Source organism: Oceanisphaera sp. IT1-181, from assembly GCF_033807535.1.
Taxonomy (GTDB): domain Bacteria; phylum Pseudomonadota; class Gammaproteobacteria; order Enterobacterales; family Aeromonadaceae; genus Oceanimonas.
Genome location: NZ_CP136856.1, coordinates 487,471 through 512,618 on the forward strand (window position 1 = coordinate 487,471; position 25,148 = coordinate 512,618).

The 25,148-nt window shown below is 49.4% G+C and carries 17 protein-coding genes; 6 read left to right on the forward strand and 11 right to left on the reverse strand.

Annotated features, from left to right (window positions below):
- Positions 1–277 precede the first annotated feature (277 nt).
- Together R0134_RS02235 and R0134_RS02240 are read right to left on the reverse strand one after the other, a co-directional pair.
- Entirely contained in the window at positions 278–2,161 is a 1,884-nt protein-coding gene (locus R0134_RS02235) for a methyl-accepting chemotaxis protein (RefSeq protein WP_319783282.1), read from the reverse strand.
- Between the two features lie 211 nt (positions 2,162–2,372).
- Entirely contained in the window at positions 2,373–4,253 is a 1,881-nt protein-coding gene (locus R0134_RS02240; protein ID WP_319783283.1) for a methyl-accepting chemotaxis protein, read from the reverse strand.
- A gap of 206 nt (positions 4,254–4,459) precedes the next feature.
- Between R0134_RS02240 and prfB the strand changes: the two genes are divergently transcribed.
- The 4 genes from prfB to R0134_RS02260 all read left to right on the forward strand — a co-directional run bounded on the left by prfB (position 4,460) and on the right by R0134_RS02260 (position 10,056).
- A protein-coding gene (prfB, locus tag R0134_RS02245; protein WP_319783284.1) for a peptide chain release factor 2 occupies positions 4,460–5,558 on the forward strand; the annotation gives its coding sequence in 2 pieces (ribosomal slippage) (positions 4,460–4,534 and positions 4,536–5,558; 1,098 coding nt in all).
- 22 nt (positions 5,559–5,580) lie between these two features.
- A complete protein-coding gene (lysS, locus tag R0134_RS02250) occupies positions 5,581–7,068 on the forward strand; it encodes a lysine--tRNA ligase (protein ID WP_319783285.1) in 1,488 nt (495 codons plus the stop codon).
- A gap of 1,071 nt (positions 7,069–8,139) precedes the next feature.
- On the forward strand, positions 8,140–8,955 hold the full coding sequence (locus tag R0134_RS02255) for an HNH endonuclease (RefSeq protein ID WP_319783286.1): 816 nt from the start codon (positions 8,140–8,142) through the stop codon (positions 8,953–8,955).
- 132 nt (positions 8,956–9,087) lie between these two features.
- The gene (locus tag R0134_RS02260; RefSeq protein WP_319783287.1) at positions 9,088–10,056 is read left to right on the forward strand and encodes a hypothetical protein; all 969 of its coding nucleotides are present in this window, start codon (positions 9,088–9,090) and stop codon (positions 10,054–10,056) included.
- A gap of 257 nt (positions 10,057–10,313) precedes the next feature.
- Here R0134_RS02260 and R0134_RS02265 read toward each other — a convergent pair whose 3' ends face one another.
- The 6 genes from R0134_RS02265 to R0134_RS02290 form a co-directional block, all read right to left on the reverse strand.
- The gene (locus R0134_RS02265) at positions 10,314–10,724 is read right to left on the reverse strand and encodes a DUF3597 domain-containing protein (protein ID WP_319783288.1); all 411 of its coding nucleotides are present in this window, start codon (positions 10,722–10,724) and stop codon (positions 10,314–10,316) included.
- A 195-nt stretch (positions 10,725–10,919) separates the two neighbouring features.
- Complete coding sequence (locus R0134_RS02270) at positions 10,920–12,989, reverse strand: nitric oxide reductase activation protein NorD (protein WP_319783289.1); 2,070 nt, start codon at positions 12,987–12,989, stop codon at positions 10,920–10,922.
- Between the two features lies 1 nt (position 12,990).
- A complete protein-coding gene (locus R0134_RS02275; protein ID WP_319783290.1) occupies positions 12,991–13,809 on the reverse strand; it encodes a CbbQ/NirQ/NorQ/GpvN family protein in 819 nt (272 codons plus the stop codon).
- 1 nt (position 13,810) lies between these two features.
- Positions 13,811–15,253 carry a cbb3-type cytochrome c oxidase subunit I gene (locus R0134_RS02280; protein WP_319783291.1) on the reverse strand — a complete coding sequence of 481 codons (1,443 nt, stop codon included), beginning with the start codon at positions 15,251–15,253 and terminating at the stop codon, positions 13,811–13,813.
- Positions 15,254–15,300: 47 nt separating this feature from the next.
- Positions 15,301–16,134, reverse strand: a complete 834-nt coding sequence (locus tag R0134_RS02285; protein WP_319783292.1) for a c-type cytochrome — start codon at positions 16,132–16,134, stop codon at positions 15,301–15,303.
- Positions 16,135–16,638: 504 nt separating this feature from the next.
- Positions 16,639–17,574 (reverse strand): metallophosphoesterase, encoded by a 936-nt coding sequence (locus R0134_RS02290; protein WP_319783293.1) that lies wholly within the window; start codon positions 17,572–17,574, stop codon positions 16,639–16,641.
- 297 nt (positions 17,575–17,871) lie between these two features.
- On the opposite strand from R0134_RS02290, the gene R0134_RS02295 reads away from it, so the two are divergent.
- Positions 17,872–18,141: a YkgJ family cysteine cluster protein gene (locus R0134_RS02295; protein ID WP_319784286.1), complete on the forward strand. Its 270-nt coding sequence runs from the start codon at positions 17,872–17,874 to the stop codon at positions 18,139–18,141.
- Positions 18,142–18,318: 177 nt separating this feature from the next.
- On the opposite strand, the gene R0134_RS02300 is transcribed toward R0134_RS02295, so the two are convergent.
- From R0134_RS02300 to R0134_RS02310, 3 genes are read right to left on the reverse strand one after another with little or no spacing between them, the layout of a single operon-like run.
- Entirely contained in the window at positions 18,319–19,134 is an 816-nt protein-coding gene (locus tag R0134_RS02300; protein WP_319783294.1) for an ABC transporter ATP-binding protein, read from the reverse strand.
- Complete coding sequence (locus tag R0134_RS02305) at positions 19,127–20,380, reverse strand: ABC transporter permease (protein ID WP_319783295.1); 1,254 nt, start codon at positions 20,378–20,380, stop codon at positions 19,127–19,129. The genes R0134_RS02300 and R0134_RS02305 overlap by 8 nt, the downstream gene beginning before the upstream one ends.
- A complete protein-coding gene (locus R0134_RS02310; protein WP_319783296.1) occupies positions 20,367–21,611 on the reverse strand; it encodes an efflux RND transporter periplasmic adaptor subunit in 1,245 nt (414 codons plus the stop codon). The genes R0134_RS02305 and R0134_RS02310 overlap by 14 nt, the downstream gene beginning before the upstream one ends.
- Positions 21,612–22,688: 1,077 nt before the next feature.
- On the opposite strand from R0134_RS02310, the gene pgaA reads away from it, so the two are divergent.
- Positions 22,689–25,145, forward strand: coding sequence for a poly-beta-1,6 N-acetyl-D-glucosamine export porin PgaA (gene pgaA, locus R0134_RS02315; RefSeq protein WP_319783297.1), 2,457 nt, complete (start codon positions 22,689–22,691; stop codon positions 25,143–25,145).
- Positions 25,146–25,148 lie beyond the last annotated feature (3 nt).

A 25,148-nucleotide genomic window follows, 5' to 3' on the forward strand; every position in this document is an offset into this window, starting at 1 on the left:
GATGCCCATCAAGATCTTAGTCTATGCCGTCATCCTGACGCACGTCAGGATCTCGCTTTAGAATCTTAATGCCTAAGAACGAGATACCGGGGCAAGCCCGGTACGACGGCAAAGTGCTGAGTTTGTGTTTAAGCCGTCATCCTGACGAACGTCAGGATCTCGCTTTAGAGTCTGAGTGCCTAAAAATAAGATACCGAGTACTAAGATCGAAATAGGGAGCAAATTGCTCCCTATTTTTTATGGTTCGGCGGTGTAATTAGCGCCTTGTGCTTTGCGCTTACTTCAGAATAAAAGCGCTCACTAAGCCGTTCAATTTTCCTGCTTGTTCATGCAAGTCTTTTGATTGCGCCAATGATTGACTGGCTTCTTCGGCTAACTCATCGGCCACGTCTTTAATGGCTGTGGTATTTTGCGTGATTTCACCCGTTACTTGGCTTTGCTCTTCGGCGGCGGTGGCAATTTGGCTGGCCATGTCGGAAATCAGACTCACGGCGGTGGTGATTTCGGTGAGGGCGTCGGCAGCGGCTTCTGCATCTTCCACGCTTAGCTCGGCTAAATTACGGCTGGTCTCCATCAATTTTACCGCTTCTTTGGTGGCCTTTTGTAAGTTAGTGATGGTTTCTTGGATCTCCTCGGTAGAGGCATGGGTGCGTTGTGACAACACCCGCACTTCGTCTGCCACTACCGCAAAGCCGCGGCCTTGCTCGCCGGCGCGCGCCGCTTCTATGGCGGCGTTGAGTGCCAACAAGTTGGTTTGATCGGCAATGCCTTGAATGGTCGACAATACACTGGAGATATCTCTGGCATGCAAGTCCAAGCGCTGAATCACCTCCGCTGCCTGTATCATTTCTCGTGACAGCGATTGAATGGAGTCGCGGGTTTTATTCACCTGCTGTTTACCGTGCGCGGTGCTGTTGCTCGATTGCTGGGCGGCGGTGGCGGTTTGCTCGGCGTTATTGGCAATTTCTTGAGTGGCCGAGGCCATTTCGGTGACGGCGGTGGCCACCATGGTCACTTCTTCTTGCTGGCGGCCCAGCTCGGTGACGGTTTGATTGGCGCGCACCGAGGCTTGCTCCGCATTGCTGCCCAAATATTCGGCTTGGCTACGAATTTGTCCAATCAGCTCCGCTTGGCTGGCTACAAAACGGTTAAAGTTGGTGGCGAGCATGCCCACTTCATCTTGGCTTTGAATGTCGATACGGCGGGTTAAATCCCCTCTACCACTGGCAATTTGTTCTAACGCTTGGGAAACGCGCAATAAAGGCGCCAGTAACCACTGTACTAATAAGCTGATCAGTACCGCCGCCGCAATCACCACTAAGGCAGCGATGCCGAGCTGTTGCAATAACATGGGCGTTAACGGTGCTTCCAGTGCCGCTTGGTCAAGCACCATTAGCAGCTGCCAGTCGGTACCCGACACGGCTTGGCTATAGACCAATTTATGCTCGTCTTTGAACAGCACCTTATGTAAGTGCCCGCTTTGCAGCCAGTTATTTTGATTGGCCACCGTAATATTGTCATCAATGCGAGTGGCAGATTGCAAAATCATCGACTCATCTTTATAGGCGATGATGGTGCCATCGTTACTCAGCATCATGGCATAGCCTTTGGCTGGCAACTTAATGGCATTCACATCTTTAATCAGCTGGCTGATACCGATGTCGCCCGCAATCACGCCACTGACTTGACCATAGGGACGCACGGGCTCTGCCAAGGTGACGACGGTTCCTAGACCGGTGGCATCTTCATAAGGCGCGGTAATAATTGCCTTATTTTCTGCCATTGCTTGCTTGTACCAAGGGCGGCTACGGGGATCGTAACCGGTACGATCGATACTGGGATCGCTGTCGTACATGACGCCGCCTTTACTACCAAAATAGCTAAGCTGAAAGTGGCCGGCTTCTTTAGTTTGTTGTAGAGCGGGTAGCAGTGCCAGCTCAAGCTGTTGCGCTGCGGCAGTCAGCATGCTCTGGCGTATCTCAAACCAGCTAGTGACTTTCTCGGCTTCGAGAACACCCAAGCTGGCGACCAAGGTTTCACTGTCCGCATAAAGTCGAGCTTTCAGATTATGAAAGCTAATCGCGCTTAGTGCCGCAACCGTGATGGTAATGGCAACGATGAAACTCAATAGAATCTTATGCTTTAATTTTAGTTTGTTCATTTTTGATCTTAAACAACGACAACAGGCGGGATGCCGTGATATCGACCGCAACCAGGAAAGCTTTAACTGAATTTTAATATTGTTTAACTATCGAGGCGTCTGCACGCCAAATACCTAGTACAATAGGAGCCCATTTGGATCACAATTGAAGCAAGCCAAACAAAAACAGCCATCCCGACGAGAGTCGAGATGGCTGTTTTTTATTGACCCGTTACAGAATAAAAGCGCTGACCAAACCGTTTAACTCACCGGCCTGTTTGTGCAGATCTTTCGACTGGGCGAGTGACTGCTCGGCATCGTTGGCCAGCTCGTCGGCTACATCCTTGATGGCGGTGGTATTTTGCGTGATCTCGCCAGTCACTTGGCTTTGCTCTTCGGCGGCGGTGGCAATTTGGCTGGCCATGTCGGAAATTAAGCTCACGGCGGTGGTGATCTCGGTCAGAGCTGCGGCGGCGGCTTCTGCATCTTCCACGCTTAGCTCGGCTAAATTACGGCTGGTCTCCATCAATTTTACCGCTTCTTTGGTGGCCTTTTGTAAGTTAGTGATGGTTTCTTGGATCTCTTCGGTAGAGGCATGGGTGCGTTGTGATAACACCCGCACTTCGTCTGCCACTACCGCAAAGCCACGGCCTTGCTCGCCGGCGCGCGCCGCTTCTATGGCGGCGTTGAGTGCCAACAAGTTGGTTTGATCGGCAATGCCTTGAATGGTCGACAATACACTGGAGATATCTCTGGCATGCAAGTCCAAGCGCTGAATCACCTCCGCTGCCTGTATCATTTCTCGTGACAGCGATTGAATGGAGTCGCGGGTTTTATTCACCTGCTGTTTACCGTGCGCGGTGCTGTTGCTCGATTGCTGGGCGGCGGTGGCGGTTTGCTCGGCGTTATTGGCAATTTCTTGAGTGGCCGAGGCCATTTCGGTGACGGCGGTGGCCACCATGGTCACTTCTTCTTGCTGGCGGCCCAGCTCGGTGACGGTTTGATTAGCGCGCACCGAGGCTTGCTCTGCGTTGCTGCCCAAATACTCGGCTTGGCTACGAATTTGCCCAATCAGCTCCGCTTGGCTGGCCACAAAACGGTTAAAGTTGGTGGCGAGCATGCCCACTTCATCTTGGCTTTGAATGTCGATACGGCGGGTTAAATCCCCTCGACCGCTGGCAATTTGCTCTAACTCTTGAGACACGCGCAATAAGGGGGCCAGCAACCACTGTACTAATAAGCTGATCAGTACCGCCGCGGCAATCACCACTAAGGCAGCGATGCCCAGCTGTTGCAATAACATGGGCGTTAGAGGAGCTTCCAGTGCTGCTTGGTCAAGCACCATCAGTAATTGCCAGTCGGTGCCGGGTACGGCTTGGCTATAGACCAGCTTAGATTCGTCTTTTAATTGCACATTATACAGTTGTTCGTTTTGCACCCAAGTGGCGAGATTACGCACAGTAAAGTTGTCGTCGATGCGCGTGGCGGACTGTAAGATCATCGCTTCATCGTGATAGGCGATAACGCTGCCATTGCTACTCAGCATCATGGCATAGCCTTTGGCCGGTAATTTAATGGCGTTAACATCTGCAATCAAGCTGCTAATGGCTATGTCACCAGCCATTACGCCGGTGAGTTGGCCGTTAACTTTAACCGGAGTGGCCAAAGACACTACGGTACCTAAGCCTGTGGCATCTTCATACGGGGCAGTAATAATGGCGTCGTTTTTTTGTACGGCTTCTTGATACCAAGGGCGATTGCGTGGGTCGTAATCGTTGTCATAAACAGAAGAGTCGGTGTCGTGCATCACACCGTCTTTGCTACCAAAGTAGCTTGCGAGAAAGCGACCAGCCACTTGTGCCTGTAACATAGCGGGCATAGGCGCCTGATCGAATTGCTGGCCAGCCGCGGCCAACATGCGTTGGCGTATATCAAACCAGCGTCTTATCTTTTCGCCTTCGCGCTCGCTTAAGCTGGCGACTAGGGTTTCGCTGTCTTCGTAGAGTCGAGTTTTTAGATTATGAAAACTGATGGTACTCAGTGCGGCAACGGTAATGGTAATGGCCACGATGAAGCTGAGTAGAATCTTATGCTTTAATTTAAGGTTATTCATTTTGTATATCTGGCAGCGAGGGGGGTATGTTGCTATCGACCGCTAGAAATAAAACTTTAACTGAATTTTAATCTCGAGGGTGTGGTGAAATGTCGGCAATGACTACTGCGTTTGTGGTCAGCTTTCGGTAGAATTGACGCCTGATGTTGGCACAGCGCCGCATACGCTCAGTACACTTACTCAGTTAATAGAGAGTTATTAGACCCATGTTAGAAGTTAACCCTGTGAATAATAAACTTAAGGAGCTGTCCGAGCGGGCAGAGCTTCTTAGGGGGTACCTTTGACTATGACGCTAAGAAAGAGCGTCTAGAAGAGGTAAACGCCGAGCTAGAGCAGCCGGATGTATGGAATCAGCCCGAGCGTGCCCAAGCACTGGGTAAAGAAAGATCCGCACTGGAAACCGTGGTCGAAACCTTAGATGAGTTAGATCGCGGCATCGTCGATATCGCTGAGCTGGTTGAACTGGCGCAAGAAGAAGACGACGAAGAAACCTTCGAAGAAGCGAAAGCCGACGTAGAAGTGCTGGATAAAAAGCTTATCGATCTGGAATTTCACCGCATGTTCTCCGGTGAGCACGACTCTGCAGACTGCTATCTGGACTTACAGTCTGGCTCTGGCGGTACCGAAGCCCAAGATTGGTGCGACATGGTACTGCGCATGTATTTGCGTTGGGGCGAATCTCGCGGCTTTAAAACCGAAATTATCGAACTCTCTGACGGTGATGTGGCTGGCGTTAAATCCGCAACCGTGAAGTTTAGCGGTGAATATGCCTTTGGCTGGTTACGTACCGAGTCGGGTGTGCACCGTTTAGTGCGCAAATCGCCGTTTGACTCCGGCGGTCGCCGCCACACCTCATTCTGTTCAGCGTTTGTGTATCCAGAAATTGACGACGATATTCATATCGAAATTAATCCTTCTGAGATCCGCGTCGACACCTATCGCGCCTCGGGTGCTGGTGGTCAGCACGTTAACCGTACCGATTCCGCCGTACGTTTAACCCACGAGCCTACTGGTATCGTAGTGCAGTGCCAGAACGACCGCTCCCAGCATAAAAACCGCGATCAGGCGATGAAGCAGCTAAAAGCCAAGCTTTATGAATATGAGCTGCAGAAAAAAAATGTAGAAAAGCAGGCGATGGAAGACAGCAAGTCCGACATCGGCTGGGGCAGTCAGATCCGCTCTTATGTATTGGACGACTCGCGCATTAAAGATTTACGCACTGGCGTTGAAACCAGTAATACTCAGGCCGTACTCGACGGTGGTCTAGACAAGTTTATTGAGGCCAGCCTCAAGTCCGGACTCTAATCAGTTTTTATAAAGGCAAATCATGACAGACCAGTTACTAGACGAAAATAAGCTGATCGCCGAGCGCCGTGCCAAGCTTGATCACATTCGCAAAGATTGTCCGGCCAATGGCCACCCGAATAATTTTCAGCGCGAGCACCTGAGCGCGGACTTGCAAAGCGAGTTTGGTGAGCTTGATAAAGAGGCCTTAATTGAGCTGAATAAAACCGTGTCTGTGGGCGGCCGTATTATGGCTAAACGCGGTCCGTTTTTAGTGTTGCAAGATATGAGCGGTCGCATTCAGGCTTACACCACTAAAGGTGCGCAAGCCATTATTAAAGACCAGTACATCGGTTTAGACATCGGCGATATTATCGGCGTGACCGGTATCTTGCACAAGTCTGGTAAAGGTGACTTATACGTGAGCATGGATAACTTCCAATTGCTGACTAAAGCGCTGCGCCCACTGCCTGAGAAATTCCACGGTTTAACCGACCAAGAAACCCGCTATCGCCAGCGCTATCTGGATTTGATCACCAATGAAGACTCGCGCCATACCTTTATGGTGCGCTCACAGGTGATGGCCGCGATTCGCCAGTTTATGAATGGCCATGGCTTTATGGAAGTGGAAACGCCCATGATGCAAGTGATCCCAGGTGGTGCTTCGGCTCGTCCGTTTATCACGCATCACAACGCGCTGGATATGGACATGTATCTGCGTATTGCGCCTGAGCTATATTTGAAGCGCTTGGTAGTCGGCGGTTTTGAGAAAGTATTCGAAATTAACCGTAACTTCCGAAATGAAGGCCTGTCGCCGCGTCATAACCCAGAATTCACCATGATGGAATTCTACTGGGCTTATGCCAACTATCAGGATCTGATGGACTTCACCGAAGAAATGCTGCGCACCGTCACCACAGAAGTGCTGGGCAGCTCAACCGTACAATACGGTGAAGAAACATTTGAGTTCGGTCAGCCATTTGCACGCATGGGCATGAAAGATTCGATCTTGAAATTTAACCCAGAAGTGACGATTGAGCAGTTGGCCACCTTAGAAATTGCGCTTGAAGTCGCCAAAGACCTGAAGATCAAGACCGAGAAAAGCTGGGGCCTAGGCCGTGTGATCACCGAGATCTTTGAAGAAACCGTTGAGCACCGTTTGATCCAGCCGACCTTCATTACCGAATACCCAGCAGAAGTATCACCGCTGGCGCGTCGTAATGATAACGACCCTAGCATTACCGAGCGTTTCGAGTTCTTTATCGGCGGTCGTGAAATTGCTAATGGTTTTGCCGAGCTGAATGACGCGGAAGATCAGGCGCAGCGCTTCTTAGATCAAGTAAACCAAAAAGAAGCCGGCGACGACGAAGCCATGTTCTTCGACGAAGACTACATCACCGCCCTCGAGCACGGCCTGCCGCCTACTGCCGGCCAAGGTATCGGCATCGATCGCTTAGTGATGTTGTTAACTGACTCACACACCATCCGTGACGTGATCCTGTTCCCAACACTGCGCCCCAGCGCTAAGTAAGGCTTTGCTCGTAAAGCCCGTGAGGCGTGAAGAGTTAGGTGTGAAGAATTAGAAATAAAGAGTAGGCGTGAAGGGTAAAATCTTCACGCCTTTTTTGATCCTGTTTTTTACCGTCATCCTGAAGCCTGTCATGATCTCCGTTTGTCTTTTGTAGGCGAATGCTTGCTCTCGCATTTCGCCGAAGGCGGAAATATTTAAACCTTCCTGCTCTACAAGACCAACAGCTAAAACGTCGGACTACAAAAGGCGGTATCTAACAGCTTATAGCCGTCTGTTAACCGTCATCCTGATGAAAATCAGGATCCCGCTTTTTATTTGATCTTTACGTCAAGAGGCAGCAGGATTATCTCCGCCAACTCGCTACGGGCTAATGACACTCACAGTATAAGCCTACTGCGAACATTCACTGGATGTTCGTTAGGCTGATACAGTTCGTCATGGCGAGACAGGCTCGCCCCATGCGGCGCTCGACAAATGCCATCGATAGCCATGGATGGCGAGAATGTCTGCATTGCAGGAGCCTTTGCTGACTCTGGCATTTAACGGTTGGCTACGATAATTCCTGCCGCTTCTTTCTAATGTGTGGATCCGCCTGAAGGTAGTAGTTGTTAGACAGCGCAGCGTTTTATTTTCTGAAAATTAATAAATTAACAGTACATTTTGTATGGCTTTTCAATTGAACTTCACACTCACTCCGTCCAAAATGGTCACATATGAAAACCATGCTTCATAGTAATGAAGATGCAGCACGTTGCAGCCAGAAAGCTTGAGCGTTTATACAGTATATTTACCCTTGCTCGACTAACATGCTCGTATTTCTGAAACCTGATGCCTATATGTGCTCAATAATATTTTTAAACTCTATATTTATCAATAGTTTGAATCTGGTACGTCCGTTGATGTTGAGCATGAGCAAGCAGTAAAATGAGCATGCGCGTTTTATCGCATGGCAAGGTGCGTGATTATTAAAAATAACCAGCAAGATCAGTTGGTTCTTTGTTTTTTGCTCTGTGGTTTAATGAACGTAAGTACGCATGCTTACAATTAAAATGTTATAACAACGAGTCAAATTTGGCGATTGAAATGAAGAAAAGAAAAAATCATGGCTTGAGTACTCGGGACAAAATTGAACGTTTGGAAAGCAGACTCAAGAACAAGAAAAAAAGCAAAGATCTTTATTACTTGTTAGCGGAGAAAGAACTCCAAGATCGAGCGCGAGAAAAAGAACAGAAACGTAATGCCGAAGTTGCACGTTTAGAAAGAATAGAAGCTGCAAGAATTAAGGTTGAACAATTAGACGCATATATTGAAAAAAAGAGTATTGAAGAGCTCAATATTCTTTGGAAAGTTCGCGAAGAAATTCTGAGCACAAAGCTTTGTTGTGCCAAATTACTTTCTAAAATTCGCTTCCTAAAAGGTATTGATTCTAGCCCAATTAACCCTTTGAGCTTGGTTCTGCACGAGTCGATCGAAGAGCTTGATTTAGACGATGGTTACACTCACCCAGTAATACAAACTGAAAGTAGTAAAGTTCAAACTCTTTCAAAGGTGACTACACGAACTAAACAAAGTGAGTTTCGTTCAATAGTTCTTGAAGCCTATGGTGCTTGCGCCATAACAGGAAGTAAATTACCGCAAGTACTTGAAGCTGCGCATATAGTTCCGTTCAGTGGCAAAAATGACACGTTGGAAAATGGTATTCTACTTCGAGCTGACATACACAAACTATTTGATAGATTCTTACTCTCCATAAATACCAAAACTAAAATTTTAGAGCTAAACCCAGTGCTAGAATCTGAATATGGGGAGTATAGAAAAGTAGTGCAGACAACAGGTAGTATCGATAATTTGTCGTGGCACTATAGTGAGTTCGAAAAGTTGTTATAACAAAGCATTTAAGAGTGATGCCCAACGCTTGGCATTTTCAGTGCAAGGTTGGGTTGTGTGTTTACGGTGCAATGGTCTAGGTTGGGTGGTAGCGTTGCTCACACCTTAATTCGGCGTTATACGGTACATGAAATGAACAAATTTTTGAACAATGGTTATCACAAGATCTTTACTCGTTGGTCGGTTTCTATCTTGCTGCTGGCAACATTCAACATATATGTACCACCTGTGTCGGCCGATAGCTCTTCTCCGTTACTAGCAGCTTACTATGACAATTTTCTCGCTATATGCGGAGCCAAGGTATACGCATGGAGTGACTTTAATGCGCCACGGGAGAGCTTTTCAGGAGTTATCCAGGTCGGTGTGGGTAAACGAAATCGATATGCACTTACAGATCAAAACAAGCTACTTGCCTGGGAAGAAGATCCAACGAAAAGCAAAATTTTGATGGAGAATGTTAAATCTTTTTACGCAGGGAAATCGGGATTATTTGTGATTCGCAATGATGACTCTTTGTGGAACATTCAGACTAAAGACCTGCTAGGTTTTGGTGAAAATCTTTCTATGGACTCTCTACCTATTGCCAGCAACGTTATTACAGCGTCCATAGGAGATAGTGCCAATTATTATGTTACTCGAGGAGGGGCTTTGTTCGTGCAAGGTTTGGCACACCGAGGGCAGTATGGTGATGGTAAGCTCACTTCAACAGATTACTACATCCAAACCTCAGAAAATGCGGTTCAGGTTGCATCACATACTGGACACGCTCTCGTTCTAAAGCAAGACGGTAGTGTTTGGGGAACTGGTGGTAATATCTATGGGCCTTTGGGCAATCACGGTTATGGTGATAAAGCCATTCAATGGGGGCGTATTATGGATGGAGCCAACGCTATTGCCACAGGTAGCAGCCATTCGCTTGCGATAAGACCGGATGGCAGTCTCTGGATTTGGGGGCGCAATGAAAGTCTTGAGCCGAGAAAAGTAATGTCTGACGTCATCGCGGTGGCAGCAGGTAGCCGAAGTACCATTGCGCTAGCTAAAAACTCACTATGGCAATGGAACACTGGTGGAAACCCAAAAAGAATCATGAGTTGCAGATGATGTGCATTAATTGCTTACAGCCGTATAACAAGGCATTTAAAACGTAACTAAAATAGTGGGTTAGGTTTCGCTTCGCTACACATTATAACCCACTATTTTAGTCAGTTTAATGCGGCGTTATAAGTCTTGAATGTATTTCGGTAGAAATGGAGTTGAAAATCTAAAGGCGTGCGAGTTAACACTATCACGCCTTATTTATTTGTACTTTTAGTTACCAGTGACGTCTCTTCCACATGCTAACGCAAAGATCCGCAAGATCAGTCCAATAGATCTTGGGGTACGTTACCGCCGTTGGCGGCGATGCGTGCCAGCACGGCTTTATGTAACCACGTATTCATCTTGGCGGAGTCTGCCATTAAATCTGCAGGGCAGCCGAGTTCGGTGGCGAGCTCTTTGCGTGCCGTTAAACTGCTGTCGATATCGAGCAGCTTTAATAGATCAACGATAGAGGTGCGCCAGTTTAACTTCTGCGAGTTGGCCGCCGCACGCTGTTCTAGCTGAGCAGTAACATCGACGGTTTGCACAGGAGCGGGAGCGGCCGATTCATGCGCAGGGGTTTCAACTGGGCTACCAGCGGTGGGCGTGTCAGTGGGTTTATCAGGAGCTGTTGTTGCAGCCTGAGCCTTGCCCATGCCGAGTTTCTCAAGAATGTTATTAAAAAATCCCATAGTGCTCTCCTTAATTGATGGGTTTTGGCACAAGCCAACCTAATTATTAATGTGACAGCAAAGGTGCGGCTTATTACCAACATTCAAGTGTAGTGTAAATAAACGCAGCCTCAGCTTACTAAGCGCTATGCCTAAAAAATGCGCGCTGCTCAGATGCACGTTATGGCTTTAATTTAAGATTTAGCAGTTATTCACTCAATGAATAACCAATCGCTTTAACCAATCGAGCAGGGCGGTGGGCAGGTTCTCTGGCCGTGGTAGTAGGGCGTAATGATGGGCACCAAAGATGCGCGGCAGGTAGCTGGGTGCTTGCCGGTCGATAGTCAGGCAGAAGGCGGAAATGCCCTGCTGGGTGGCCTCTACAACCGCTTGGCGCATGTCTTCTACGCCGTATTGGCCTTCGTAATCATCTTTATCGTTGGGCTTGCCATCTGATAACAGCAGTAGCAAACGATGGCTGGCTGGCTGCTGCATCAATGACTGCGTAGCATGACGAATAGCGGCACCGGCGCGGGTGTAGCGCTCGGGCTCTAAGGCACTGATGCGTAGCGCAATCTCGTTGCTGAACGGCTCTTTAAAGCCTTTTATCTCGCGTACCATCACCGTATCTGGGCCTTCTCCAGAAAAGGCCTGCACGCAATAAGGCTCACCCATGCTTTGCAGCGCTATGCAGACCAGCAGCAGGGCTTCGCGCTCCACATCAATAATGCGTTTATTGTCACTTACCCAACTGTCGGTAGAGCCACTCACGTCGATCAATAAGGTGATCGCCAGATCGCGATCCGCAGTGCGGCGCGTTTGATATAAGGCATCAGATAAGGCACCGCCGGCGCGAAAGTCTGCGTAGCTGTCGATCCAAGCATTAAGATCGATATCGTCGCCGTCTAATTGTTTGCGCCGAGTGACGCGCTTGGCACTGAGTATCTCAAAGTTACGGCGGATTTGATTGAGCAAGGATCTATGTTGTTCTTGGATGTCGTCTACCCAGGCTTGGGTACCGAGTAGATTCGGCAATACTCGCACCGTGGCACCGGGATCCCGATAGGCTTGGGCGCGAAAGTCCCATTCTGGATATTTGATGCCGCGGCCTTCACGTATCGCGCGCTTGAGTTGCATAGCGGTATTGGTATCCGGCGGATCGTCGGCGATCAGCACTTCTTTCGGCGTGCCAGGCGTAGAGACTAAGCGTGCTTCCGGTAAGTCTGACAGCATGTCGCCAAAGTCATCGGCACTGGTGTCTTCATCTTTATCGGTAGGCCGGTTGAGGCCAAAAGGATCTTCGGCCTGCTGGTGTGGCTCATCAAGCTGAACCATCAACATGCCATCGTCACCTTTGTCCCCATCTTCATCTGCTACCGCTTCTCGTACTTCGGGCCGACGAGGTAGGTGACTGCTGCGCGGTGCCTTAGTGTCGGCGGCTTGCTTATTGCCATCTGCGTCTTCTGCATTCTTGGTACTGGCTTTAGCCGCATTGGGTGTGCGCAGCTCGCCGGTCCACCAGTCTTTTAATAGCGGCGAACCGCCCAAGAGTGACTCGTTTACTTTGGCATTTTCAGCTTGTGGTTTATTAGGCAGCAGCCGCAGGCTATGAATAAGCTCATTGGCGAGCCAACAAGACTGCGCAGACTGTTTACTCAATGGAATGACGGAGTCGGTGATTGAGCTTGCGAGTAACTGTCGTAACCACAGTTCTAACGGTTGGCGTGCTTTAGAAAAGCTCTGCAGCGGCGGGCGGCTTTGCAGCGCATGTTTTCGCAGGTGCATAACAGCATCGTGCATGCCGGGCAGTTGGCGAATGAGCTCGGCATCGGTCGCCCAAGCTTCCAACAACAAATACACGTCTTGTTGTAACGCCGAATCTAGCGCTTGTGGCGGCTTAGCACTGCCACGCACGGCGCGCAGTGCTTGTTGCAAGGCCATCACCCGATACAGCTCGTTGCCGTGATCAATATCAGAGATGCGAGAATCAGCGGGCAACCACAGATAACTGCCATTGGTAGCGGGCAGCGCCTGTTGTAACCAAGGTGCTTGTACCCGACCAAATAGGCGGGACAAAAAAGTAGGGTGTGCCGGATGCTGAGCAATGCGCAGTGGATAACTGTGGCCGGTAATGGCAGTGATCAGTAAGTCTAAACGCGGTGCCACATCGGCTAATAGGGCAGTGGGCGGCCCCACCGGCAAGGGCCGGTAGCGCCGCCACATTCTGCGGGTATAAATGGTGGCGTGACGCGCCGCATCGCTAAGCAGATCTTCGGGTTCTGCCATATTAGATGAAGGTGCCGTCAACCAGATCGCGAAGAGCGGCGATCATCGACGGTTCATCAGATAAGGGTGAAACAATGGCGGCGTAGCAAGCTTCACGCAGCCCAATACCACAGGCCGACAAAGTGGCAGCGGCAATCAGTAAGCGGGTGCTGGGTACTTCTGCTAAGCCTCTATCTTTAAGTTGGCGAATTCGCTCGGCCAGTGCCACCAGTCCGGTGGCAGTGGCATGATCGACGCCGCTTTCGTGGCGCACAATCACGGCTTCGTGTTCGGGAGCGGGAAAGTCCAAGTCCATGGCCACGAAGCGCTGGCGAGTACTGGGTTTAAGATCTTTAAGCATGCGTTGATAACCGGGGTTATAAGACACCACCAGTTGAAAGCCGGGCGCAGCCTGCAGATTTTCGCCTGTTTTATCGATCGGTAAAATGCGTCTGTGATCGGTGAGTGCGTGTAGCACCACTACCGTATCTTGGCGCGCCTCTACTACTTCATCCAGATAACAGATGGCCCCTTCGCGGACGGCCCGCGTTAAAGGACCGTCTTGCCAGACGGTGCCATCATGTTGAATAAGGTAGCGGCCAATTAAATCACTGGCCGCTAAGTCGTCATGACAGGCAATGGTAATTAACGGGCGTTGTAAGCGCCACGCCATATGCTCCACAAATCGAGTTTTACCACAGCCAGTGGGGCCCTTGAGCATCACCGCCAGATTGCGCGCGTGGCATTGCTCAAACAGCGATACCTCGTTGCCTGCCGGCTGATACCAAGGCTCAGTGGTTGGCACCGGTGCCAGCTGGCGTAAGTCTTGAGTGATGCCCATGTTAAAGCCTGCGCTTAGGGCTACTCGGGGCTTGGACCGAGGCATGCGTTGGAGTTTGAGCTGAAGTTGGAATCGGAGCTTCGGCTTGCTCTTCAAACACATCGTAAGCTGGGTCTACTTCGGTCACTTCAAAGCGCGGGCGGCGGCGGAAGAAGTCATAGATAAATAAGCCCACACCCAGCGTGAATAAGGTGGCGGAGGCAATCAGCATAATAAAGTGCACTTGGATTTTCAGCTGTGCATCCAAGTAGCCCATGCCCATAATGCGCTCCAGATAGACTTGGCCGATGCCGGCGGTGGCAAACGACAGCGTCATGCCAAACATACCGCCCAGCTGCAGCCAAAATGACCAGTAACCAATGGAATTATTTTGATTTTTGCGACTGTGCGTCAGTGAAGGCAGGGCATAAGTGATCACGGCCATGACTATCATGGCGTAAGCACCGTAGAAGGCCGCATGACCGTGCATGGCGGTGATCAGCGTGCCGTGAGTCCATTTATTTACGCTCGGCCAAGTATGAGCAAGACCCAGCAAACCGGCGCCAAACAGTGTAAAAATGGCACTGCCCAAAGTCCAATGCAGCGCTAAGTTATTAGGATGCGATAGGCCTGAGCGGCGCAGGGCGCCATAGGCATACATGGCCATCCCCACGATGGCCAGCGGCTCCAGCGCACTAAAGAAACCACCAATGGGTAACCAATAATAAGGTACACCCACCCAATAATAGTGGTGCGCCGTGCCCACGATACCGGCCAGAAATACTAAGCCGACAATGATATACAGCCATTTTTCCATCACTTCTCGGTCGGCGCCAGACAAGCGGATCAGCAGATAAGCCAGAAAACTACCCATGATCATCATCCACACGCCTTCTACCCACAGGTGAATGGTCCACCAGCGATAGAAGATAGAGATGGTGTAGTTATCGTATTCGAGTAAGGCGGGGAAGAAGAGTACCGCGGTACTGACCAAACCCAGCACCAGTACGCCTTCTGTGGTGGTGAAGCGGCCAGATTTTTTGATGGTCATGCTAATGTTATACAAAAATATCAGCATGCAGATAACGATAACAATCTTGTGCGGCAAGGGTTGTTCCAGCAACTTATTGCCAGTGCCGTAGCGAAACAGATAACCGATAACGGCGGCGACACCCATTAGCGTCCACAGCACCAGTTGAATGTAGGCCAGCTTAACGCTGTGCAACTCGGTGCGTGATTCATCGGGGACGATCCAATAGGTGGCGCCCATAAAGCCGGTTAATACCCACACTATCAATAAGTTGGTGTGGATAACCTTAGTCACGTCAAAGGGCAGTATATAAAGTAAGGGATCCGGACCTAAATACTTGGTGGCCGACAGCAAGCCAAACACCAGCTGCAAACCGAATAACACCATGGCCACGGCAAAGTACCAATAGGCAACCGACTGGGACTTATAGCGCATTATCATTCTCCTTATTCACGTTTCCGCTTGTGCGGCAGTCGCGAGCATTATTTTAGAGTAGCGAGAAACGCAACTAGCTGGTCAACTTGTTCGGCCGTTAGGCTGTCCGCATAACCGATTGGCATAAAAGAAGTGCCGCCTGCCGAATACATAGCACCCGGCACTAAGTGCGCAGAAGGCTGAACAATAGACTCATGCAGATAAGCCTCTACATCTTTTGCTTCACCCTGATACTCATCGCTTGCGAGTAGCTGTTCGGTGCGCGTCACTATGCCCGCCAAGCTGGGGCCGGCGCCGTCTGCACCCGGTGTTAAGGAATGACAAGCCTTACAGGTGGGGACTGCAGTAGAAAATAGTTGTTCGCCTAAGGCGCGTGGATCACTGCCGCTGCCTGCCGTAGTAGCCGAGGCTTCAGTGCCGCTCGGGCCTGCACTTGCGGCTTGGCTAAAGCCACCGGTCACTAAAATTGGCCTTGGCGGCCAGTCTTGATTATCTACTTCACTTACCCAGCCTAAAAAGGTGACCAGATCGACGATTTCTTTTTCGCTAAGATCTTGTTTGGGCATTAGGCGGCGATGCTTGTTCTCGTCGTAAAATTTTGAAGGATCTCGCATATAGGCATGCAAATAAGCCTCACCTCTGTGCTGAGTAATCTTGGTGAGATCGGGCGCGTAATAAGCCCCTTCACCAAATAAGGTATGGCAGTTAATGCAATTGTATTTGTGCCACACGTCTTTACCGTGGATCACTTCTGGTGTGATCTTATCGGCGTTGGTGAGTGTGGGAAACTGGCGGTGGCTGTCCAATGTCATACCCAAAAACAAGATGGCAGCAAAGGCGGTAGAACCAATTGCGAACAGCCTAGCTTGTCTATTGTTCATAATGGCGCCTCATCCTAGACGTTGATCCCAGTCCAGTGCAGGACTGTCATGGTGAACGCATAAAGCACTGCGACCAGCATCAAGCCGAGCACGACAAAACTCGCGATGCGTATGGGTTTATAGAACTTATTAGGTTGCATTCAGCTTTCTCCCTAAAGGTTTATCATGCACTGCTAATATGCTGATTTCACTGCACAATAACTTAAGGTAGGAAACATTTTGCAGGCTCGCCAGTACTAAGAACCGGCTAATAGGCAGGCGAACATCATAATATGAGTTTCAAAAGCAAGATAAGCCTAGTGCTGGCGCGAGACACCTGACTGTTAGCGGGCTACAAGATATTAATTTTTAGAGGCTGTTTTGAAGAACGAATACCCTTGCTGAATTTTTTGCTGTGGCGTTTGCGTGTAGAGAACTGGCTGGAAATAAAACGGTGTGGCGATTTATATTCCAGCTCGCGAGCACAAAAGTTAACTGGGTTATTGATGCGTGATTTAAGTGCGCTTAGCGCTCCACCCACACTAGGTGATCGGCAGTGAGCTCGCTTTCACCGCTCCATTGATAGGCACATAACTTGGGGCTGGGGATATTCTTGGCCGCAATACTCCAATCCAGGCAGGCGATATGCTTATTAATTAAATCTGGGGTGCCGTTCATCCAATAATGACCAATAAACAATGGCTTATCGCCATCATAGCCCGCTTGTAAATGGGGTGGCACAGGCTCATGGGGAATTTTCGAAATCACATCGCTGGGCACCATGGCTAAATCGCGATAGGTAATATGATTGCCCGAAAGCCACCAGCTAGTACGAGTACGTTTGCGTACATGGCCATAATTATCGGTAAACTCAACGCCTGCCGGCAGGGCAATTTCCATCCCTTTAAGAATGGTTTCCAGCGCTTCAAAGGCGGCACTGCCGTCACGGCAGAGTTCAGGCCAAGCGCTTTCTAGCACTATTGCGTGTTCGTTTAAGTAGGGAGCTAAGGTGGTGAGATATTCCTGATGCCAACAAGCATGCACCACTCGTAGGCCGGGCAAGTCTAAATACAGCGGCAGCTGTTTAAACCAAGCAATGGCTGCCTGATGAGCAACCGAGCCCTCGCGAATTTGATTTAAAAAGGCCTCATGCTGGTTAAAGTTGTTCTTGGTGTGCGTTCTTAAGAACTGGCCCGGCTGTTCTTTATCGGGGGTCGCCCAAGCGATGGCATTAAATTCGTGGTTACCCATTACCGCTAAGGCATGATTATTATCGACCATGGTTTTGGCAATAGTAATGGTTTTCACTTGTTCGGGGCCGCGGTCCACAAAGTCACCTAAAAAGATCACTTTACGCTCATCGTGTTGCCAACCGTCGGCTTTTTCTTCATAGCCGAGTTTGGTTAACAAGCGCTCCAGCGCGGTGGCATAACCGTGAATATCACCGATAATGTCAAACATATTCATATCCTTGAAAGCGCCGATAAGGGAAACCAGTGACCGTGCCAGTAGATCTTATCAACTTAATAGATCTAATCAAAACCAGCTAATTAAAGTACTTATACTAACAATTTTTCCGAGTAAGGATTCAAGCAAAACTTAGCAGCAGTTAGTTGGTTTTTTGCACCGCTGAAGGGTGCTAAGATACGCTCCATCAGTACTTCAAACAGCGGCCAAAAGCGAGCGTTTGGGGGAATGTTCAACGTAAGATACTTGGTAATCAGCTTGGTAAAATTAGTGACTATTGACGTTAAAAATATAGCGGCAGAAGAAGTAACCTGCGCTACCTGTCGGGCATGCTGCTGCCGGTTAGAAGTGATGCTGATTACGGATACCGGCGTGCCTAAAGAGCACATTACTGAAGATAAATGGGGCGGCGAAACCATGCTGCGCTTAGACGATGGCTGGTGCTCGGCCATCGACCGCGAAACCATGTTGTGCACCATTTATGAACAGCGGCCGTGGATCTGCCGCGAATTCGAGATGGGCTCTGATGAATGCCTTGATGAAAGAGCCGAGCTTTTGTGAGAGAAAGCCGTACGTTTTGCGCTGTACGTTCTACGCCGTACGCTTTACGTAAGTGAAAAGCCTGTCTGCGGTCTTTAGCTTAAAACGTTTAACGATGGTTTAACGGTCAGCGTACGGCGTAAAGCGTTCAACTGTGGTTTAACGTTCAACGTACGGCATAAAGCGCTTAACGGTGGTTTACGGTAAGTCTGCCGAGGCGCCATCATAAACTACGCGGCCATCACTTAAACGGATGGTGCGCGGGCAGCGGGCACTAAGGCGAGGGTCGTGAGTGACAATCACAATGGCGCATTCATGCTCTAGGTTAAAGCGCTCAAATAAGTTAAACACTTCATCTGCGGTTTGGGTGTCTAGGTTACCGGTGGGCTCATCTGCTAATACCAATGCGGGGCGCGTAACCAGTGCGCGGGCTATCGCCACTCGCTGCTGCTGACCACCAGATAAACGGTTAGTGGATTGGCGGATAAAGTTGCTTAATCCCACCTCATTTAATAGATATTCAGCATAGGCGGTTTGCTCTTTTGAGGGTTTCCCGTAGCGCAGCATCAGTGGCATTAGCACATTATCCAATACGCTAAAGGCACTAATTAAGTGGTGAAACTGAAACACAAAGCCAATGGATTCACTGCGCAGTTGCGTACGTTGCTGCTCGCTCAAGCCTGAAGGCAAATGGCCTTGAATTAACTGCCCTTGAATACGCAGCTCGCCTGTTGAGGCTACATCCAACAAACCCATCACATTTAGTAGCGTACTCTTGCCGGAGCCAGAGGTGCCAACCAAGGCCACTAATTCGCCGCGACTGACTTGCAGCGAAATATCATGCAACACATGGTTTTCTAGCGGCGTGTTGGGGTTAAAAATTTTATTTAGCTTATCCAGCTGCAGCACTATTTGCGGCTTGTTTTGCTGTTTGCTTTGATAGCTGTCTTGCTGATTTTTTTGTAGAGAGCCATCACGCGTTAAACGCTCTGAGTTAGGCATAGAGTTAGACATAACGAATCGCCACTGCAGGATCGTATTTCGCTGCCCGACGGGCCGGCACCGCGGCTGCTACAACGCCGGCCACAGTGGCAATTAAAATTGCCGACAGCAGCATGGAAGGCTCTAATCGAAGAACAAATAAGCTCTTGCCCAAGTTGTTAAACAGCAGCACCAAGAGAAACCCCACCAACACGCCGAGCAGCGAGCCTGCTAAGCCCAGCAAGCCGCCTTGTAAGAGAAACACCCGTAAAATTTGCTGCTGAGAACTGCCCATGGCGCGCAAAATACCAATCTCTCGGGTGCGCTGCACCACGCTCACTGCCAACACACTGGCGATGCCAAAGATCACCGACATGGCCACAAATACACGGATCATCTGGGTGGTCATGCTTTGAGATTGCAGGGCATTGAGCAGCTGGCCGTTACTTTCCATCCAACTTTGTACATACAGGCCCGTGAGCTTGCCGATGCGTTGCGCCCAATATTCGGCGGCAAATACATCGTTAATTTTTAGTTCTAAAATGGTCACGCCACCGGGTAGGTCGAGCAGCGCTTGCGCTTGTTTGAGGCTGGTATAGACATAACGGCTGTCTAGCTCGCGTACTCCTAGCTCAAAGATACCCACCACATTCACCACCGTTTGGCGGTTATCTCCGGCATTTAAGCGCAACTTATCACCGGTGCGCAGCCCTAAATCTGTGGCTAACTGACTGCCAATTAACACATCACCGGCATCCACACTAAAGCGACCTGCTTGCAGGTAATCGTTGAGATTAATAATGCCAGAATAACGTGTCGGATCTATGCCCATTAAGGCCACAGAGGCGCGAGCCGTGCCTTTTTGCGCAAAGGCGGGGCCAGAGATTAGCGGCGATACGGTATTTAATATGCCATTAAATGCGCCATAGTTATCTAGCGCATCACGCACTTCTTGCCAGTTATTAATGGTTTGTAAGCGCTGAGCGCGCGGGCTTTCTAATGCCCACAGGTATTTATTATCAGGCGGGGCCGACAAATTATTATGCTGGCGCGTGGCCTCAATCCGAATATGCGCTTGGGTGCCCAAGGTTTTATCGATCACGTTATTTTGCAGGCCAACGATGAGTGCGGTAATAAACACTATGACCGCCGCACCCACCGAAATGGCCACGCTGATCAGCAAGGTTTGCAGCGGATTATCGGCGAGAAAGCGCAGCGCAATGCGCCACTCTATCCACAGTGAATCGCGCAACCGCGCCAAGCGCTTAACGAATAACATGAGGTGCTTGCTCAAAACGCACTCGCGCCGACTTGCCGTCACTAAGCTTATCCGCTTGTAGCTTGTCTGCGTGCACCACAACGTCGCCTTCGTTAAGGCCGGCAATAATCTCACTGTGGGTCATATTGCGTAAGCCTAATTGCACCGGCACAGCGTTCACCTTGCCATTTTTCCAGCGCAATACTTGTGTTTTTCCGCTGGTATTTGTTAACAGATAATCATTGGGCAGCACTAAGGTCGCGTCTCGCTGGTTGGCAATAATATTGGCCGATACCGTCATGCCCTGTAAAAATGCATGGGGCTTTTGCTGGGTGGCTAAAGTTTGAGTTGAGGCATCTGCCAGCACCTTAATATGCACATCTATAGTGCCGCGCCCGCTATCCACGGCTGGTGCGATAAAGCTCACCATGCCTGCTACCGTTTGCTCGGGCCAGGCATCGGCAATCAGTTGTACGGGTTGGTTTAATTGCAGCGGCGCAAAGTTTTTCTCATCTAATGCGACTACTACCTCTAAGCCATCCTCTAATCCGTCACGGGTATTTTCTGTATTGCTGCGGGCGATTTCCAGCAAGACTGTGCTGGGTTGCACTAAGTCGCCGGGCTCCACATTGCGGGTTTGCACGCGGCCAGCAAAGGGCGCATAAATGCGCGTCTTGGCCAAGTCTGCCTCGGCACTGGTAATGCGCTGGCGTAATAATTGTTCTTCGATGCTATTGGCCGCTAAGGAGTTGGCCGTTAATTGGGCACGGGTGAGCAGGGTGTTGGCAGTCAGCTCTAAACGCCGAGCTTGCTCGGCTTGCTCGGTAGAAATAGTGCCTTTGCTGGCCAATGCCTGTCGGCGGCGGGCTTCTCGGCTGGCTTGATTAGCATTTTCTTGCGCCTCTTTAAGTGCGGCTTGCGCTTGAGGGCGACTGATTTTTTGTAACTGCTGCAGTAAGGTTTTTGCTTGAGCTAGGCCAGACTGTGCTTGATCGCGATTTAGCTCAATCAGCAAATCACCTTTATTAACACGGTCGCCTTCACGCACATGGCGGACGAGAACCGTGCCGGTTATCTCACTGCCAATACGGGCTAAGGTCTGGTAGCGCACCTCGCCACTGGCCACAATGCGCAGCTCCAGCGGCTTAAGCTCCACCGTTATTGCGGGTAACACAGGCCCGCGCCATTTTTGCACGCCCACCAAGAGCGCTACGCCCAGCGCGGCAATAATAAGTCCATAAATTATGCGCATGTAAGCCTCGTTAGCACGCAACAAAACCCGAGTTTCTCATTAGCAGAGAGCCATTGGCAGAGAGTAATCGGGGAAAATAGCTATTATCGCTTCATTACTGCTGGTTGCCGTTTATTAACTGAGCTTGCCAACAGCTTTTATCACCAATCGCTAATTAACAAATATTGTCACAGTTGAGCTCGGATAGCTGTCACTCTGTCAGCTTATATAAGCCAAGATCTCATTTTTAGTTTTATGCTCGGCATGCAGACATAACTATGGCTAGCTGAATCCGTTCGAGTGCCCACATTTAGGTGCAGATAGGAGCATTGTTTAAGTTGTATGTGTTGTTTCGCTGTTAACCAGAACCAGAACTTGGGCACAAGGCATCCTTGCTCGATTTTAGTGCTATCACGTTAAAATAATTATTTTCGATATTACGTGATAATAATTTAAATTATCAAGGTTGTTACTGCTGTAAGTATTTTATAAAGTCTGTAATTGGTGGTTAATAATTATTGTTCTTAAATATTTATGTTAGTTAATAAGCAATCGGCCATAACATGTGTGGAAACATAGTCCTTAGCGTCAACGCTGCTGGGCCATACGGTTGAACACTTCCACATTAGTTACAATGGATTACTTATATCCTCGAGATTTTTAGTAAAATATGAACACGTATTCGCTTGGTTGTTGAGCATTTTTAGGTTGAATGAAGCGGTCGTTGCTGTTAATTTAAGCAAGTTCAACAAACTATCTGAATTAATCATCACGCTTTACGATTGGTATCTACGCTTGCAACATGGAGTTCGAACTTTGAGAGGCACGGATGCCTAGACCCCCCGTTTACCCCAATGAACTTAGGATCTGCGTCCTTTATCCTGCCATTTATAGTATGCATCTTACTCGCTCGAGAGCCTTAAGTCGTAACAGAGCTACAGCTGTTATAGAACAACTACCAATGATTAAAAACTTCGTTGATCAGCTTAGCCAAATAGAGTTCTTGCATATCATAGGCGAAGCGTTGATTGACCTTAAAAACTATGGCAGGCCTAGACTGTGAAATTTAAAACTAATGTTGTAAATAAGCTAAGAAGAATGGTCTTACCTAATCTGCACTCAGGCTGCTTTGTGCTGGCTATGGTGTTGTCTGCTATTCCCGTGATGGCCGCTGATGCTACCTATGACAGTTTGGTGAGTCAGGCTAGGGCTGGAAACACTGGCCCTTTATTATCTTGGTTAGAGCAGAATCGTAAGCACCTTAATACAAGCATGCAGGCCGACTGGCTGCAGGTAGCCAACTGGGCTGGTGATGACCAACAAGTGATCTTGGTTTGGGAGGGCCTGCCGCATACCGTCCGTAACCGCATTCCCGAGCGCGGCGTGTTAGCGGTCGCCCGTTCTTATCGAAACCAGCAACAATGGCAGAAATCCTTAGCCATCTGGCAGGAAGTATTGCGCAGTAACCCACAGCAGCAGGATGCTCGTGCCGGTTGGATCATGAGTCTTACAGATGCCGGTCAACAGCATCAAGCTCGCCACGAAGCGGATCGTTTTGTGCTGGAAAGTGGCAGTGATCTTAGCCATCAAGTGTTTGTTTATGTTATCAAAGGTAATGGTAACGGTTGGGATGAGCTTTTTGCTTTAACTCAGTTACAAGAACTTAATCAAGGCGCTGAACAGGCTAACCTCAATCCTATGTTGATGAATGCTTTGGCCGTGGAACAGGTGTCTGCACCTGCGCTTCAGCTTGGGCAACAACTGGATCCGAGCGCCACCACTCTACGCAAGTTGGAGCTGGATCAAGCCGCTGAGCTGGTGCGTATGGCCCAGACTGATAGTCGCGGCGAACAGGAGCAACATCGGATTGCAGACCGCGCTCTAGCGCGCTACACCACATTGCTACAAAACTGGAAAGCTCAGATAGGTACTGATGCCTCTGTTGATGCGGCTATTGAGGCAGATAGTCGGCGTGCGCGCATTGATCGTCTCGGAGCCTATCAGGCGCGTAACCGTTTTACGGATGTCATTGACGAATTCGAACGCCTGCAACAACAGGGAAATTCGATCCCCGCTTATGCTCAGCGCTGGGCCGCCAGTGCTTACCTGTCCAATAGACAACCGGATAAGGCTTATCGTATTCTCAGCGAACTCTTTGTCGGTCAGCCTGCTTCTCAGCTGCCCTCAGAAGATGCACAAGATTTGTTCTTTGCGGCACTGGAAAGCGAGCGTCTTAACGAAGCCGGACAGATCGCGCGGGATATCACTGCCAATACTCCTCAATACCGTTATTACCATGGTTCGACCTCTCCACAGCCCAACGATAACTGGCTCTCTGGCCAAGTACTAGAATCGTATTATTTACAAAAAATTAATCGCCTAGATGCTGCAGAGCTGCATAACCTAAAGCTGAGTGATAGTGGGCCTGGCAACCAAGGCTTACGTATTAACGTAGCAGAAGTATTGTTAGCTCGAGGTCTGCCAAGAGCCGCCGAACGGCAGCTAAAAATTGGTGAAGTGCTAGAGCCTGCCAACTTGGGTTTAGAGCGCCAACAGGCTTATGTTGCACAAAGTCTGCAAGAGTGGGATCAGTTTGACCTGCTGGTTGAAGATGTCATGCAGCGTAGTGCCGATGAGCCAGCTACGCAGCAACTGGTACGTAGCCATCAAGTTGAAAACTTGTCGGAATTTAGGCTTGGCGGCAGTAAAGGTATCTCTTCTGACAATCCGGTGAGCGGTGCTCATGACTTGAATCTGTATTCGGCACTTTATGGCCCACGCATGTATGAACACTGGCGGCCCTTTATCGGTTTCGACTATCGGGCAGGACGCTTTGACGAAGGGAAGGGCAGCGAACGTATTCAAGCTCTAGGGGCGGAATATAGCAGTCGCGATAACTGGGGCGAGCTGGAACTGTCTAACCATAATGCCCGCGGTGACAATGAAACGGGGCTGCGTTTTTCATACTGGCATGATTTCAATGATCACTGGCGCTTGGGTACGGATGTTGAACGGCTAGCGCGTGATACACCACTGCGTGCGATTCGTAGCGGGGTGACGTCTAATCAGGCGGGAGGGTTCGTGCGTTGGTATGAAAACGAACGTCGTCAATACCAATTCAGTTTTGGGCTAAGTGATTTTTCTGACGATAACCAGCGACTCAACTATGCCATCAGCGGTTTAGAACGCCTGTTCACGGGTCCCTATCTGACGGTTGATTTGTTGCCATCTATTAGTATGAGTAGCAACAGTCAGCAGGATGGCGCGTATTACAGCCCTAAACGAGACCTTAGTGTTGCGCCGACTCTATTTGCCGACCATGTGTTGTACCGTCAATATGATCAAGTCTGGCGTCAACAATTTGTGCTGGGTGCCGGTTATTACTGGCAGCAAGACTATGGTGGCGGAATAAGTACCACAGCGGGCTATGGGCAGCGTTATGGGACCAATCAAGTATTTGATGTGGGCGCTATGTTGCTCTGGAGCAAGCAACCCTATGACGGTAAGCGCGAGCATGATTTAAGTCTCGTCTTTGATGTTAACTATAGATTTTGAGGC